This is a genomic window from Nostoc sp. C052 (genome assembly GCF_013393905.1).
Classification (GTDB): domain Bacteria; phylum Cyanobacteriota; class Cyanobacteriia; order Cyanobacteriales; family Nostocaceae; genus Nostoc.
The window spans coordinates 21,864-36,354 of sequence record NZ_CP040275.1 but is presented as its reverse complement, the minus strand read 5'-3'; the positions used below and the strand labels follow the sequence as shown (position 1 = coordinate 36,354).

Sequence of the window (14,491 nt, the reverse complement as noted above, 5' to 3'; positions counted from 1 at the left end):
TGCTCTCAGACCCAATTATTCGAGCAGTTTTTTTTTCCTGTTCCCCGTTCCCTCTTCCCTCTTAACTAATGCTTCAGCCTCTTCTTCGGTTAATTCTTCAATTTCTTTTAATAGGATTTCTTCAACTATAATCGCTAAATCAGCAACAGTATTTGCTTCAAACAGTGCCCTTAAGGGAATTTCAATGTTGAATGTATCTTGAATCTGAGCAATAGCTTGGGTGGCTAGAAAAGAGTGTCCTCCAAGTTCAAAAAAGTTATCAGTAATGCCTACAGCCTCAACACCTAATACTGCGACAAAAATATCAGCGATCGCTTGTTCTGTATCTGTCTGTGGAGCAAGAAACTGTTGATTGCGTTGGTTTTGAGAATCTGGAAGTGGTAGTGCTTGGCGATCGATTTTGCCATTAGGCGTTAAGGGAAAGGCCGAAAGTTGCACAAAATCATTGGGAATCATGTACTCTGGTAACTTTGCTTTGAGAAATTGGCGCAGTTCTGATGTGGATACTGATAATAATTTCTTTCCAGAAAATTGCTCTAAATGCTGTTTCCTTTGAGATTTAGTTTCACGAGACTTGCGTATCGATCTGTTGGGATGAATGGCGTAGAGCATATAAACCTCAATATTACTATCGGATTGTTCGCCTTTAGAAATAATGTATTCATCCACAGAAACTTGATAATTATTTTGTTCTAATAGAGTAGTAATTTTTTGCAGATTCTCCAAGCCATCAACCTCGATCGCCAGTTGTTTAATTTTCGACCAATCCTGTTCCTCAATACCTTCAAGGACAAGATACTCGCTTTTCTCAACATCGATTTTGAGCAAATCAATTTGCTCTATTTTATACTCACAAATAATTGTGGAAAGGGTTTTTAACTGACACAGATAGGTTTCACTACGATATCGTTCTGCTAAAAATTCGTCGATTCCTTCTTGAGAGCGCACTCCTTGCCGTCCTGCTACGCCATTTTCGACCTGGTGGACAATCATTGCTTTTGCAGCTCGTTTATCTTTTTCTGGTTCGGCAAAACGCCCAGATATTCCCGACATTTCTGGGTAGAACGTAAATTTAACCGTTTCTTGTTGATGAGAAAGACCATATTCAAGCAGTTTGACTTGAGGGCTGTATTGACTCAAGTTTGCTTGCAAAATATTAAATGTGGGCGGAATCGGTTCAAAAGCATAAACTGTGGTATTGGAAAAATTCTGCTGCACAAATAATGTAAATAAACCAATATTTGCACCCACATCAAAAACACAATCACCATCATTAAGGGTGATGCCATGCTTCAGATAGATTTGATTTTCAAAGATTTCGGCGTAAAGCGCATTGGTTTGGTGAGCGCTCAAATGGTTGATTGTCATCCCGTTAGGAAGTTTGAGCAGTTTTTGGCGATCGCTATGCGGTTGCTGATGGGAAATAAAATAAGCCACCAATCGCTGTTGCTCGCAAGCGGCTGTCGTGGCTGTATCTTCACGAACAATGACGCAACTCTCACGGATCTGAGGATGCTGGTTGAGCATCATTTCGATTTCACCAAGTTCGATGCGGAAGCCGCGAACTTTAACTTGATTATCAATGCGCCCCAGAAACTCGATGCTGCCATCGGGTAAATACTGCGCTAAATCGCCAGTTTTGTAAATCCGCGCTTTTGGCTCGGTGCTAAAGGGATTAGGAATAAACTTGGCTTGGGTAATATCAGTCCGATGAAGATAGCCGCGTGCAAGTCCAGCACCACCAATATGTAATTCCCCAGGGACTCCAATAGGAACAGGCTGAAGATAGCGATCGAGAATGTAAATTTGGGTATTAGCGATCGCCTGACCGATGGGAATTTTGCGATCGCTAACATTAATTACATGGGTAGTTGACCAGATGGTAGCTTCGGTGGGGCCATACATATTGTAAATTTTCCCTGGTATTGCTTCTTTAAGTTGCTGCGCTAAGGATGGGGACAAACTCTCTCCCCCCACCATTAAGGCTTGCAGCGACCTGAGTGGATGTAAACTATGGGTTGTCATCAGCATTCGTAGCCAGGAGGGAGTGCATTGCAGATGAGATACCGGATATTTCTGCAATTGAGCTAGTACAGAATGCTCTGGATCGTGGTTACTTGTCCCTAAATTGCTACGCTCTTTCACTTCTTTGAGGTAATTGAGACTAGACAGAGTAGAATCAACATCCATGCCAAAATCAATCAAACACGCTACTTCATCCACTCCAATTGTCTGCAAACACTCAATCAGATTTAGGCATTTTTCTGGCGTTCCTAACAACCCACTAGTTTCAAAGTAACGGTTAAATGCAAATGAGAGTAAAGCTTCGCGATCGCCCTCATTCCAGGATTTAACTTGAGCAGCTAAATCCGTCCCGTCCCACATTTTAAGTACTAAATCCATCGAGCTATTAAGATAGTTGCACAAAGGGCGACGGACTTGTTCGCGCACGGTTTCTAAATCTTCACCAATGAAGGTGTGTAGCATCAGAGTAATATGACCCGTACCTGCATAGCCTTGCTCTTGCCAGACTTGGCGATAAAGTTTGATTTTCGCTGCCAACTCCTCAAGACTCTGCCCCAATAGATGGGTGAGAACGTTTGCACCTAGTTCTCCCGCCAAACGGAAAGTTTCTGGATTACCCGCCGCAGTTACCCAAACAGGAAGTTCGGGTTGCACGGGTCGCGGAAAGGTTTGGACATCTATTGTCTGACCTGTGCCATCTAAAAGCGTGATCGCTTCTCCTCGCCAGAGTTGCCGCACTGTGGCGATTCCTTGTGCCATAATTGTTTTGCGTTCGGCGTAGTGATCGGGAGCTAGCACAAAATCATTGGGTTGCCAGCCGCTAGCAAAAGAAATGCCTACCCGTCCATTGGATAAGTTATCAACTAATGCCCATTCTTCAGCAATACGCAGTTCTGAATGTAGGGGCAAAACGACACTACCAGCCCGAATCTGAACTTGTTCCGTAATTGTGGCGATCGCCGCAGCAGCAACAGCAGGGTTAGGATAAATACCTCCAAAGGCATGAAAATGACGTTCTGGTATCCAAACCGCAGTAAATCCATTGCGATCGGCAAACTTTGCTCCTTCAATAAGTAGTTTGTACTGTTTCTTTGCTGTCACCTTCTGATTATCGCTGGCAAAATAGAACAAACTAAATTCCAACGGCTTGGTATTGGGTTTTGTCAGAGAAGATATTTTTGTAGGAGATAGATTTTTGGGATCGTCCTGCAAAATCACCTGAAAGCCACGAGCGAGAGTCCAGAATATTTCTAGAATCGAAATATCAAAGGAAATCGTCGTCAGGGCTAGCCATACGCCACCATTTCCCACAATTCGTTCGTCCATACCAACAAAGAAATTTGCCACTTGGCGATGTTCGACCATCACCCCTTTTGCTTGACCTGTAGAGCCGGAAGTATAAATAACATAAGCTAAATGATGGGATTTGACCTCTGTTTGCGGATTTTCCAGTTTTAGCGGTAATTGTCTGATATCTGCGTCTAGAGTAATAATTTGCGCTGAAATAACTGGCAAAATTACTAATAATCGTTGCTGAGTGAGTAAAACCGATATATTGGCATCCGAGAGCATATATGCCAATCGCTCTTGAGGATAGGTTGGATCTAGGGGTACGTAAGCTCCTCCCGCTTTCAGAATCCCCAGTAGACCGACCGCCATTTCTAGGGATCGCTCAACACAAATTCCCACTAATGTCTCTGGTTGAACGCCAAGACTTTGCAAGTAATGAGCTAATTGATTTGACTTTTCGTTTAAGGCTCGATAAGTTAAGGTTTGGTTACCAAATATCACAGCGATCGCCTCTGGTGTCCGCTCAACCTGTTGCTCAAACCACTGATGAATGCATAAATGTTGTGGATAGTCAATACTTGTCTGGTTCCAATCCACCAATAATTGTTGCTGTTCTATGTTAGTGAGCAGTGGTAGTGTCGCGCTCGGACTGTCAGGATTAGTAACAATTCCCTCAAGTAATGTCTGCAAATGTCCCATCATTCGCTCAATTCTATCTGCATTGAAGAGGTCAGCATTGTACTTGAACACCGTATAAACCGCTTCGCTTGTTTCTACAGCTTCCAGCGTGAGATCGAACTGACCTTCTTGCTGAGGCATTTCCAAGGGTGCTAATTGTAAGTTGTGCCAGGTAATTGGTTCTTGAACGGCTTTTGGTGACAATAGCGCTTCCATAACTGGCGATTGCCGAAAGTTCTGCAAGATAAAAGCCACTTGAAATATAGGGTGATAGCTAGGATTGGGTTGAACTTGCAGTTCTTCTACCAGCAGAGGGAAAGGATAACCCTGATTGGCAAACATTTCTAAAACAGTGCGGCGGTTTTGAGCAAGAAGTTCTCTACAGGTGGGATTGCCTACCAATTTCCCCCGCAACACCACTTGATCGATAAAATTACCAATAACGGCTGTAAACTGCGACTGGCTGCGACCTGCGGCTAACGGCGATCCAATTAAGATATCATCCTGACCAGTGTAGCGATATAGCAAAATTTGAAAAGCCGTCAGCAGCACTACATAAAGGGTTGTGCGTTCGGTTGTCGCCAGAGTCTTGAGTTTGGCAACCAAGGAATTTGGTAATTGGCAAAACTGAGAAGCACCGTTGTAGGTTTGAAAACTGGGGCGCGGACGATCTGCTGGTAATTGTAGTATAGGCAGTTGTCCTGCAAGCTGTTGTTGCCAGTAACTACGAAGTTTTTCCCCTTGTGGACTTATTAATAAGTTTTGCTGCCACTGTACGTAGTCTTGATAAGTGCGATCCACTGGCAGCAAACTCGGTGTTCGTCCAGTGCTGATCGCAGCGTACAAAGATAACAATTCGTTCACCACAAGCTCAATTGACCATCCGTCACCTGCAATGTGGTGAATTGTCACTAATAAAATATGTTTTTCTTCGTTTTGAGTGAAGACTCGAACGCGCATGGGGGAATTTTGTTCGAGATTAAAAGGTGTTTTATACTGTTCAATTACGTTGTCGTGCAACTCTGATTCTTGCCAACTTGAGGCATCAATCCATTGAAAGTCAGCCTTGAAGGTTTGATGCACCCACTGAACTGGCCCTGATTCTCGTTGAGGGAAAGTACTTCTTAAATTTGGATGGCGATCGCATAATATTTGACAAGCTTCATACCAGCTATCAATCTGTAACGGGGAATAAATTCGACAAGCAAAAGCCATGTGATAGGCTGCACTGTCAGGGTTGAGTTGCCACAAAAACCATAAGCCTTTTTGTCCATAAGAAAGGGGATGAACATCAAAAATATCGGGGCAATTGTGGAGTAATTTTATAATTTCAACTTTTCGCTGTTTGAGACTTTCAATAATGGTGGAATTTAAGGTTGCTTTTGAACCACCAATCCGCAGATTTCCATCTTCTTTGAGTGAAAGCTGGATACCTTTGAGCGAGAGACTTTGTACGAAGCTTACTAATTCCATTGGAGTTAATTTTAATTAAAAAAGGAGTCAAGAGTCAGAATGAATACCAATTTTAAAAATGATTGCTACAAATGTAGGTTGGCTTGAGGAACGAAATCCGACACTACTAGACTTGTATATGTTGGGTTGAACAAAGTGAAACCCAACCTACCCATCTGTCGCGTTCATAATTTTCCTTCTTTGCGCGGCAGTCGCTCATGGGGGAAACCCCCTACAGCCCTTCTCCTAAAGGAGACGCTGTTCGCGAACGGGCATCCTACGGCAGACGCTAGCCTCTTCCCCTTGGGAGAAGACCGCGCTGCCTTGTCTTTGCACCTTGACGTGAGCCTAAAAATTATTTCGGTAATCATCTAGCAGTAAGTGAGTAATATGTTTTTAATTCCGCTTTGCGTTCCTAGATTTCTAGCTCAATCCAATCATCATCTTTTTCCTTGAACTTGATTGTTTCTTCATTAATAGTATTAGTATATTTTTGGAAATTCTCTGATAACTGTTCATTGACGAGCGTACTTAATTCTGAAAGCGTAATTCCCTCCATCAATTTAACCATTGGAATGTCAACCTCTAAATCTCTCTGAACTTGGTTGCGTAACTCTAACATCATCAAAGAATCAAGACCCATCGTATCTAGCGGCTGCTCAATGTTAATGGTAGTTATTTGAGTCGATAAATTTAATTGCAACACCTGTGCTAATTCTTGCTGGAAATAAGCTGTTAAAATTTCTTGGCGATCGCTCGCTAACTCGACTTCGCTTAAGCATTGCCAAATCTCGGTTCGCCGCTCTGAAGTTTGCGGTTGGGGTTGTGCCTGAGTTTCAATGTCCCCAAACAACAATCCTCGTCCTTTGGTTTCATAGAGTTGCTTAAATCGCTGCCATTCCATGTCTGCAACAACGGTTTGCACGTTAGTTGTTCCCATGAGGTAATCTAGAGCAGTGATCGCCATTTCTGGTGATAACGCTCTGACACCATTTTGAGCTAGCCAAGCTTGACCCTCTTCGGAAGCAGCCATACCATAACGGCTCCAAGGCCCCCAATTGATACTCAGAGCAGGTAATCCCTGGCTGTGCCGATAATGGGCTAGTCCATCGAGGAAATGATTAGCGGCGGCATAGTGGGCAAGTCCATTAGATCCCCAAACTGCGGCAATTGAGGAGAAACTGACAAAGAACTCCAGGGGTATTTCCTTGGTTAACTCATGCAGTACCCAACCGCCCATCACCTTGGGGTGAAAAACAGCATCTAACTGACTGGGCTGCATTGATTCAATGGGTTGGATATCAATTATACCTGCCGCATGAACTATACCCCGCAAAGGATGTGGGCTACTTTGAATTTCGGCGATTAATTTCCTCATAGCTGGGGCATCTGCTACGTCAACGGTTGCGATTCGCACCTCTAAACCAGCTTCCTGCAAACGGGCGATCGCTGCTTGGGCTTCAGCAGAGGGTGTGTGCCGTCCTGTTAATACCAAATGCTTTGCGCCTGATTCAGCCATCCACCCTGCTACTGATAGTCCCAAAGCTCCTAGACCACCGGAAATGAGGTAACTATTCTCTGCTTGGAAGGATTGGCGTTGCGTTCGTGTCATGGGTTGTTTGACTAAACGCGATCGCCAAACCTGTCCACCTCGTAAGGCTAAATGGTCTTCCCCTTGGGAATCAACCAGTTGACTCAGGAGTTGTTGGGCTTCGAGTTCTGGGGTGGGAGCATAAGTATCGAGGTCGATTAAACCACCCCAAAGTTGAGGATGCTCTAGCCCAACCACACGAGCAAATCCCCACAAAGGAACCTGTGGCAGCGACCTTTGGTCGAGGGAACCCCGTTCCCCATTCCCTATTCCCTTTATTAAAGCTTGCGTTCCCCTAGTGGCAATCCAAAGCCGTGGTAATGTGGATTGAGTTGGCTGGAGGAGCGATCGCACCAACAATAACAGACTAGTACAGCCCTGAGTTGCAGTTTGGGCTAGTGCATCTAAACCCAAGGAATCTAAACTCCAAAGATGGACAATATATTCGGGGTTATTTGGAGCAATTACTTCTTGATATAAACGGTCAAAATCTTCTAAAACCGAGGGAGCGATCGCGTAAATATCAGTTCCTAATTGCTGATAACTATCTCCAGCAAAGACAATCGTGCAGGTATTACCTTGCTTTTGTAACTCAGTTGCCAGTTGTTGACCAAGACCACTGCCATCAGCCAAGATTAACCAATGACCAACCTGCGGTTGAGGAAATAGGGTTGCCGTCTCAACATCTTCCCTGTTCCCTGTTCCCCGTTCCCTGTTCCCTTTAACGCCCAAATCTCGCCAAGGTTGCCACTCTAATTGATACAGCCAATCTTGAATTTCTGTTTTACCTTGCTCTTGCAGGATGCGAAGCAGTGTCCGGCGGTTCGTTCGTTTACCAGACGAACCCTCTACCCGCACGATAACAGTGCCATCTTCGTCCAGCGAGTAACCATTTTGGGTGATTACTTGCTGATTCATCCCAGCTACTTTATCCAGTTGCGTGTAGCTCCACAAACGTTGAGAATTCGCTGGACGGCGATAAAGTTCTGCTCGCTTAAATCCAATCGGTAGATAGATATCATCTTCACCAATATTGTAGGAAAGTACAGCATTGATAGTATGGGCGCTGGCATCCATTAGCACTGGATGGATAATATATTGGTTTGCTTCGTCTGCCAGTTGGGGCGGTAATTGTAAAGAACAAAGAGAGGCGTTTTGGTCAGCGTCTAACCAAAATGCTTGCACAGCGTGGAAGTCTAAGCCATAGTTGAACCCGATCGCATCAAGTCGTTGATAATTACTCTCAATGCTGTTGCCTGTAGTATATTGCTGCTGTAAAAGTGCTATATCGATAACTTCAGGTGGCTTTGCCTGTTCGGGTTTCGATAATTTGCCAGAAGCATGGAGATTCCAGGCAATTCCTGTTTGCAGGTCATCTGACTCGGCAGTATCCAAGCGAGTACTGAGAATTTCAAAACGGTAAACATTGGCTGTTTCTGCTCTGAAAATTGTCTGAACTGTCCGCACTTCATCTTCTTGGAAAATCAAAGCCTGATGAATGGTAACATCTTCAATAATTAAATGATCGCATTTGAGAACATTAACACCAGCAGCAAAAATAATTTCTGCATAAGCCACTCCTGGTAGTACAATCCTGCCGAAAACGCGATGATGATGCAGATAACTAGGATTTTTGGCACTGAGTTGGGATTCAAAACAAACAATTTGAGTGGAACTTGCTAATCGCAATCTTTGACCCAACAAAGGATGATGAAGTGGGGGTTGGCTGGGTTTAAACTCTGGTGTTTTCTTTTGTAAGGCAGTGCTGACTTTGGTTTCATCTACCCAATAAGGTTCTCGTTGAAATGGGTATGTGGGTAAAACTACTTTTTTTCTAGGATAAGGGCGCTCAAACTCCTGCCAATCAACTTTTACACCTTGAGTATAAAGCTGACCTAAACTCTGGAGCATCTGGGGTAAATCTGGTTGACTAAACCGTAAGGAAGGCAGCCAAGCGATCGCACTTTCCGGTAAGCTCTGCCGCCCCATACCAATTAAAATTGGGCTTGGGCCAATCTCTAGGCAATGGGTAACTCCTTGTTGTGCTAAGGTCTGGAGACTTTCAATAAACCGAACTGGTTGTTGGATATGATTAACCCAATGTTGGGCAGTAGCTAACACTTCATTTTCTACTCGTCCGCTAACGTTAGAAATCAAAGTTAGCTGAGGCGGTTGATAATTCACCTGCTTTGCTACTTGGGCAAACGCTGCTTGCATCGGTGCCATCATCGGCGAGTGGAAGGCGTGGGACACGAGCAGAGGTTTGCAGACTATGCCGTTGGCTTCTAGGGTTTGCGCGATCGCTTTGATGGCCTCTGTCTCACCAGAAATTACCACATTTTGCGGGCTGTTTACCGCCGCAATAGCGACGCGATCGCTGTATGGATCTAAAAACGGTCGAATCTGTGGCTCTGAAGCCAAAACTGCCACCATTTCGCCACCAGATACAGCTTGCATCAACCGTCCCCGTGCGGCAATTAACTTAAGTCCCTCTTCTAAACTAAAAACTCCCGCAATACAAGCGGCTACATACTCCCCAACACTATGCCCCAAAACCACATCTGGCTGAATTCCCCAGGATTGCCAGAGTTGAGCTAAAGCATATTCTAGAGCAAACAGGGCAGGTTGGGTATAAGCTGTTTGTTGCAGTAATCCTGCCGCCTTTTCTTTCTCTGTTGTTGGGTATAAAATCTCCAACAAGGGAATTTCTAACTCAGTGTGTAAAATCGCCTCACATTCCTGTAGTGCTTGGCGAAAATTAGGTTCAGTTTGATATAAGGTCTTTCCCATATCTACATACTGAGAACCTTGACCTGTAAACAAAAATGCGATTTTAGGAGTCCGGCGCTGGTTAGGCAGGTAGCCTCGGAAAATCCCTCCAAGCTCTTCCCTATTCCCTATTCCCTGTTCCCTGTTCCCTTCAACACCAATATGAGCCAATTTTTCCCCTAATTCGCTGGTAGAGGTGACAGAGATCGCCACACGATGGTCAAATTGTCCACGTCCGGTGTTGACACTAAAGCAAATATCTGCTATTAGAATTTGTGGGTGACGCAATAAATAATCTTGATATTGCTGGGATAAATCCTGTAATGCCCGTTCGCTTTGGGCAGATAAGGTAAATAGATGCATGGGGCGTTCGCCGATGGCATCTTCTGGCATCACAACAGGCGCTTCAGCCAAAATGATATGAGCATTAGTGCCGCTAAAGCCAAAGGAACTCACCCCAGCGATGCGACTGTCAGTTGCAGGTTGCCAAGGCATCAGTTGTGTAGGAATCTTGATGGGTAATGATTCCCAATCTATATATGGATTCAGTTGCCGCAGATGCAGGTGAGGCGCAATTTGCTGATGTTGTAACTGCAAGACAACTTTTATTAAACCAGCAATTCCCGCCGCCGCTTCCAGATGTCCCAGGTTGGTTTTCACAGAACCGACAACTAAAGGTTGCGTTTGGGCATGACTGGCTGCAAACACAGCACCTAAAGCTCCTATTTCGATGGGATCGCCTAATGTGGTGCCAGTACCATGAGCTTCGATATAGCTAATATCAGTTGGTGTTAGTTGGGCATTCTCCAAAGCTTGACGGATGACTGCTTGCTGGGATGGCCCGCTAGGAACCGTTAACCCGCTAGTGCGCCCATCCTGATTGATGGCAGAACCACGAATCACAGCCAAAATGCGATCGCCATCGGCAACTGCATCGCTCAATCGCTTGAGTATCACCATACCGCACCCTTCAGAGCGGACAAAGCCGTTGGCAGCAGCGTCAAAGGTCTTACAGCGACCGTCCACAGAGAGCATTCGCGCCTTGGAGAAGCTAATGGAGACTTCAGGCGAAAAAATGCGGTTCACTCCCCCGGCTATTGCCAGATTGCTCTCGTGATCGCGCAGACTTTTACAAGCCAAATGTACAGTCACTAAGGAGGAGGAACAGGCTGTATCAACAGATAAGCAAGGGCCTGTCAACCCCAAAATATAGGCAAGACGACCCGATGCGATACTATGAGCGTTACCCGTACTGATGTAGGCATCCATTTCTGCCAAATCGAGTTTGCTAAGACGACGGGTATAGTCATCATTACAAATACCGAGAAATACACCAGTTTTAGTTTTTGCTAACTGTTGCGGATTTACAGTGGCATTTTCCAGTGCTTCCCAACTGACTTCTAAAAGCAATCGCTGTTGAGGATCGAGGGCGATCGCTTCTCTGGGAGAAATCCCAAAAAAGTGGGGATCGAATTCCTTTAAATTGCCCACAAATCCCCCATAACGGGCGTACATTTTCCCTGGAGTATCCGGGTTAGGGTCATAATACTCATCAAGATGCCAGCGATCGCTCGGCACTTCGGTAATGGCATCAACCTCTTGGCATAAAAGCTCCCAAAAGGCATCGGGACTATCCGCACCACCGGGAAATCGGCAACCCATTCCAATGATAGCGATCGGCTCATTTTTAGTTGTTACTAAGATAGTCGGAGTGGATGGGACTTGTTGAGGAATTGCCTTTCGCTCCTCCGGTACTGGTAAAACTTGATGTGTGCTATTTCCCTGTTCCCTATTCCCTATTCCCTGTTCCCTGTCATTTATGACTAAGGCGGCAAGATAATCCACCAACTCGCCCACAGTGGGGTAGTCAAAGGCAGCCGTTGAGGGGATGGATACTCCCAAACTCGCCTGCAAGCGATTTCTCAGTTCCACAGAGGTCAGAGAATCCATACCCAGTTCAAAAAAGCCTTGCTCTAGGGCAATCGCCTGCCCTGACTCCAGACCTAGCACCTGAGCAACTTGGGTTTGGACATGATTCACCAGTAGTTCTCGCCGTTGGCTGTTCGCAACCGCAGCCAATTTCTGGAGGAAGTCACCTTCAACAGGGCGAGTACTAAGTTCAGCAGCCTCTTGCCAATCCTGATAAAAGGGACGGGACAACCACCGTCGCAGTTCTGAAGACCATTGCAACGGTGCAGCCCCAACATTTACTGCGGCTGTTGACATCAAGTGTTCCAGAATTTCCAGCACTTGCTCTGGAGCGATCGCCCCTAATCCCCGATTTTGTCCGCGAATATCGGCTTGTTGTTTAGCCGCAGCCCCAACTTGGGAGACAGCACCCCAGTTGATGCTCAAGCCAGTTAGCCCCAAAGTGCGGCGATAATGTACCAAGGCATCCAAAAACGCATTCGCAGCCGCATGATTGCCTTGACCAGGAGAGCCAAACAAAGCAGCTATGGATGAAAACAGTACAAAGAAGTCAAGTTTGTGAGTTTGGGTCAATTGATGTAAATTCCAGGCTCCTTGCACCTTGGGAGCCATCACAGGGGCAAATCGCTGCCAATTTTGCTGCAACAGTACCCCGTCATCCAGAACGCCAACGGCATGAATTATGCCTTTGAGCGGGAAGAGAGAGCGATCGATATCGGCAATCACATTGGATATGGCCTCAAAGTCAGTCACATCGGCTGAGGCGATGGTCACGGTAGCCCCCGCATCTACTAATGCGGCAATCTGGGCTTGAGCCTCTGCTTCAGGGCTACTGCGGCTCACCAAAACTAAGTGTTTAGCTCCCTGTTCTACCATCCACCGCGCCACTAGCAATCCTAAGCCTCCCAGTCCCCCAGTAATCAAGTAAGTTCCCTGGGCTGAGAAAGAAAAAAGAGTTCTCTGTTCCCTGTTCCCCGTTCCCTGTTCCCTTTCATTGGGAGCAAACTGGCTACGGGCTAATCGTGCCACATAACGCTTGCCTTCTCGAAACGCCACCTGATCTTCTGCGGTGCGATCGCAAATTTCTGCCCAAAGTGCTGCTGTTTGCACTTCTACATCTGCATTGGGATCGAGATCGATACGAGTACATTCTAATTCTGGATGTTCTAGAGTAATCACCTTACCCAAACCCCAAACAGCAGATTGGGCAATAGATGACATCAAAGGAGCATTTCCCGGTACTGGTTGGGTTCCTTGGGTGACAATCCACAGTCGGGGCAGTGTAGATAACCCTACTTTCAGTAAACCTTGAACTAAATGCAGAGTCGTCCCACATCCGATTTGTGAGGCTGCTGCTAGGGTTTCTGCATTCTCTAAACTCCAGCACTGGATTACACCTTGTAAGGGAGCCTGCGCCGCAACTTGGGCAATGAGTTCAACAAAAGCTTTCGGGTCGGTGGGGTCGATCGCCATATCATCCAGTTCGCATGGCTGCAATACTGATTTGGGAACGACTAACTTACAAATGTCTCCCGCATCTCGACAGCGTTGAACTATCTGCTGACCGATACCAGTGCGATCGCCCAGGACAATCCAACTTTTGGGGGTGGATTGAGCAACCGCAACTGCGCTAGATCGCCCAACAATCAAACTCTGCTGGGAAAGGGCATTTTCTGGAGAGCGATCGCCTGGAAAAGTCACCACTTGCTCAAATCCATTTTCTCTGAGCAATTGCACCCACTGAACCTGACTGACCAAGGGATAATCCGGTCGAATGTCACGATCCTGAAACTTCCACCAACCTTCCAGCAAGCCGAAAGTCAGGTCTAGCCACCGTTGGCGTGCAGTACCCTCTAACAGCAGCAGCAGTCCCCCGGTCGCTAGTAACTGCCGGACGTGCTGCAAAGTTTGGTGCAGGTTGCTTGTGGCGTGGAAGACATTTACCGCAATCACAACATCAAATTGATGGGGTGCAAACCCTTGGGATGCAGGATCGCGTTCAATATCTAAAGTTTGATAGCGCACAAAGGGGTAGCCTCGGAACTTCTCCTTCGCCTGACTCAGAAATATAGCTCCCAAGTCAGTAAAGACGTATTCTGTTTGCTTGGGATGAAGTTGAGGCAAGAGGTAACTAGTGGTTCCCCCAGTACCAGCCCCAATTTCTAGCAATCTCACCCCTCGATCGCTGGGTAGTGCTGCCAAGGCGTGAGCGATCGCTTTCTCAACGAGGGTATTCGCTACTGTTGCACCAGGGGCATCTTGATAAAGGTGAGTGGCTGAAGCTAAGTCACCATTGGGAAAAATTAATTGTAGGGGGTCGCAAGCACCCCGCAGCACAGCGCTCAATTGCTCGCCGCATCGAGTCAACAGCGCTAATTCCACTTCTCCATCGGCATAGCTGATTTCCTCTGGCGTTTCCCAAACTGGACATTGCCGGACTTGCCAGCGATCGCCACTGTCTTGCAAAATATTTTCCTCTGCTAAGATTTGCAAGAGCCGATGGAAAAGTCGCTGTTGTTGAGGTATAATTCCAAGATGTTGGATGAGCGCCGCTTCTGAAATCACATCCCCAAGCTGGAACTGCCACCCCAAAGTTTGTAGAGCTTGCCAAATATACCTGACGCTGAGACTTTCTAACTGGTGTAAAAACTGCCCATAAGGTTCGAGATTGACCTGAGCAATTAGATTTAACAAATCTGGAGTGAGTTTCTCAGCAATTTCTCCAGGCGTTGCCAAAAATTCTGGTGCTAATGGCTG

General features: G+C 46.0%; 2 protein-coding genes. Both read right to left on the bottom strand.

What is annotated here, in order from left to right; all coding sequences use genetic code 11:
- Positions 1-15: 15 nt before the first annotated feature.
- Positions 16-5,466 carry a MupA/Atu3671 family FMN-dependent luciferase-like monooxygenase gene (locus tag FD723_RS44005; RefSeq protein ID WP_218651875.1) on the bottom strand — a complete coding sequence of 1,817 codons (5,451 nt, stop codon included), beginning with the start codon at positions 5,464-5,466 and terminating at the stop codon, positions 16-18.
- Positions 5,467-5,860: 394 nt separating this feature from the next.
- Positions 5,861-13,948, bottom strand: coding sequence for an SDR family NAD(P)-dependent oxidoreductase (locus FD723_RS36375; protein ID WP_372743840.1), 8,088 nt, complete (start codon positions 13,946-13,948; stop codon positions 5,861-5,863).
- Positions 13,949-14,491: the final 543 nt, after the last annotated feature.

Bases quoted from the DNA above. Each gene is read 5' to 3' on its own strand.
- FD723_RS44005 (WP_218651875.1), bottom strand. From the start codon at position 5,466: ATGGAATTAGTAAGCTTCGTACAAAGTCTCTCGCTCAAAGGTATCCAG.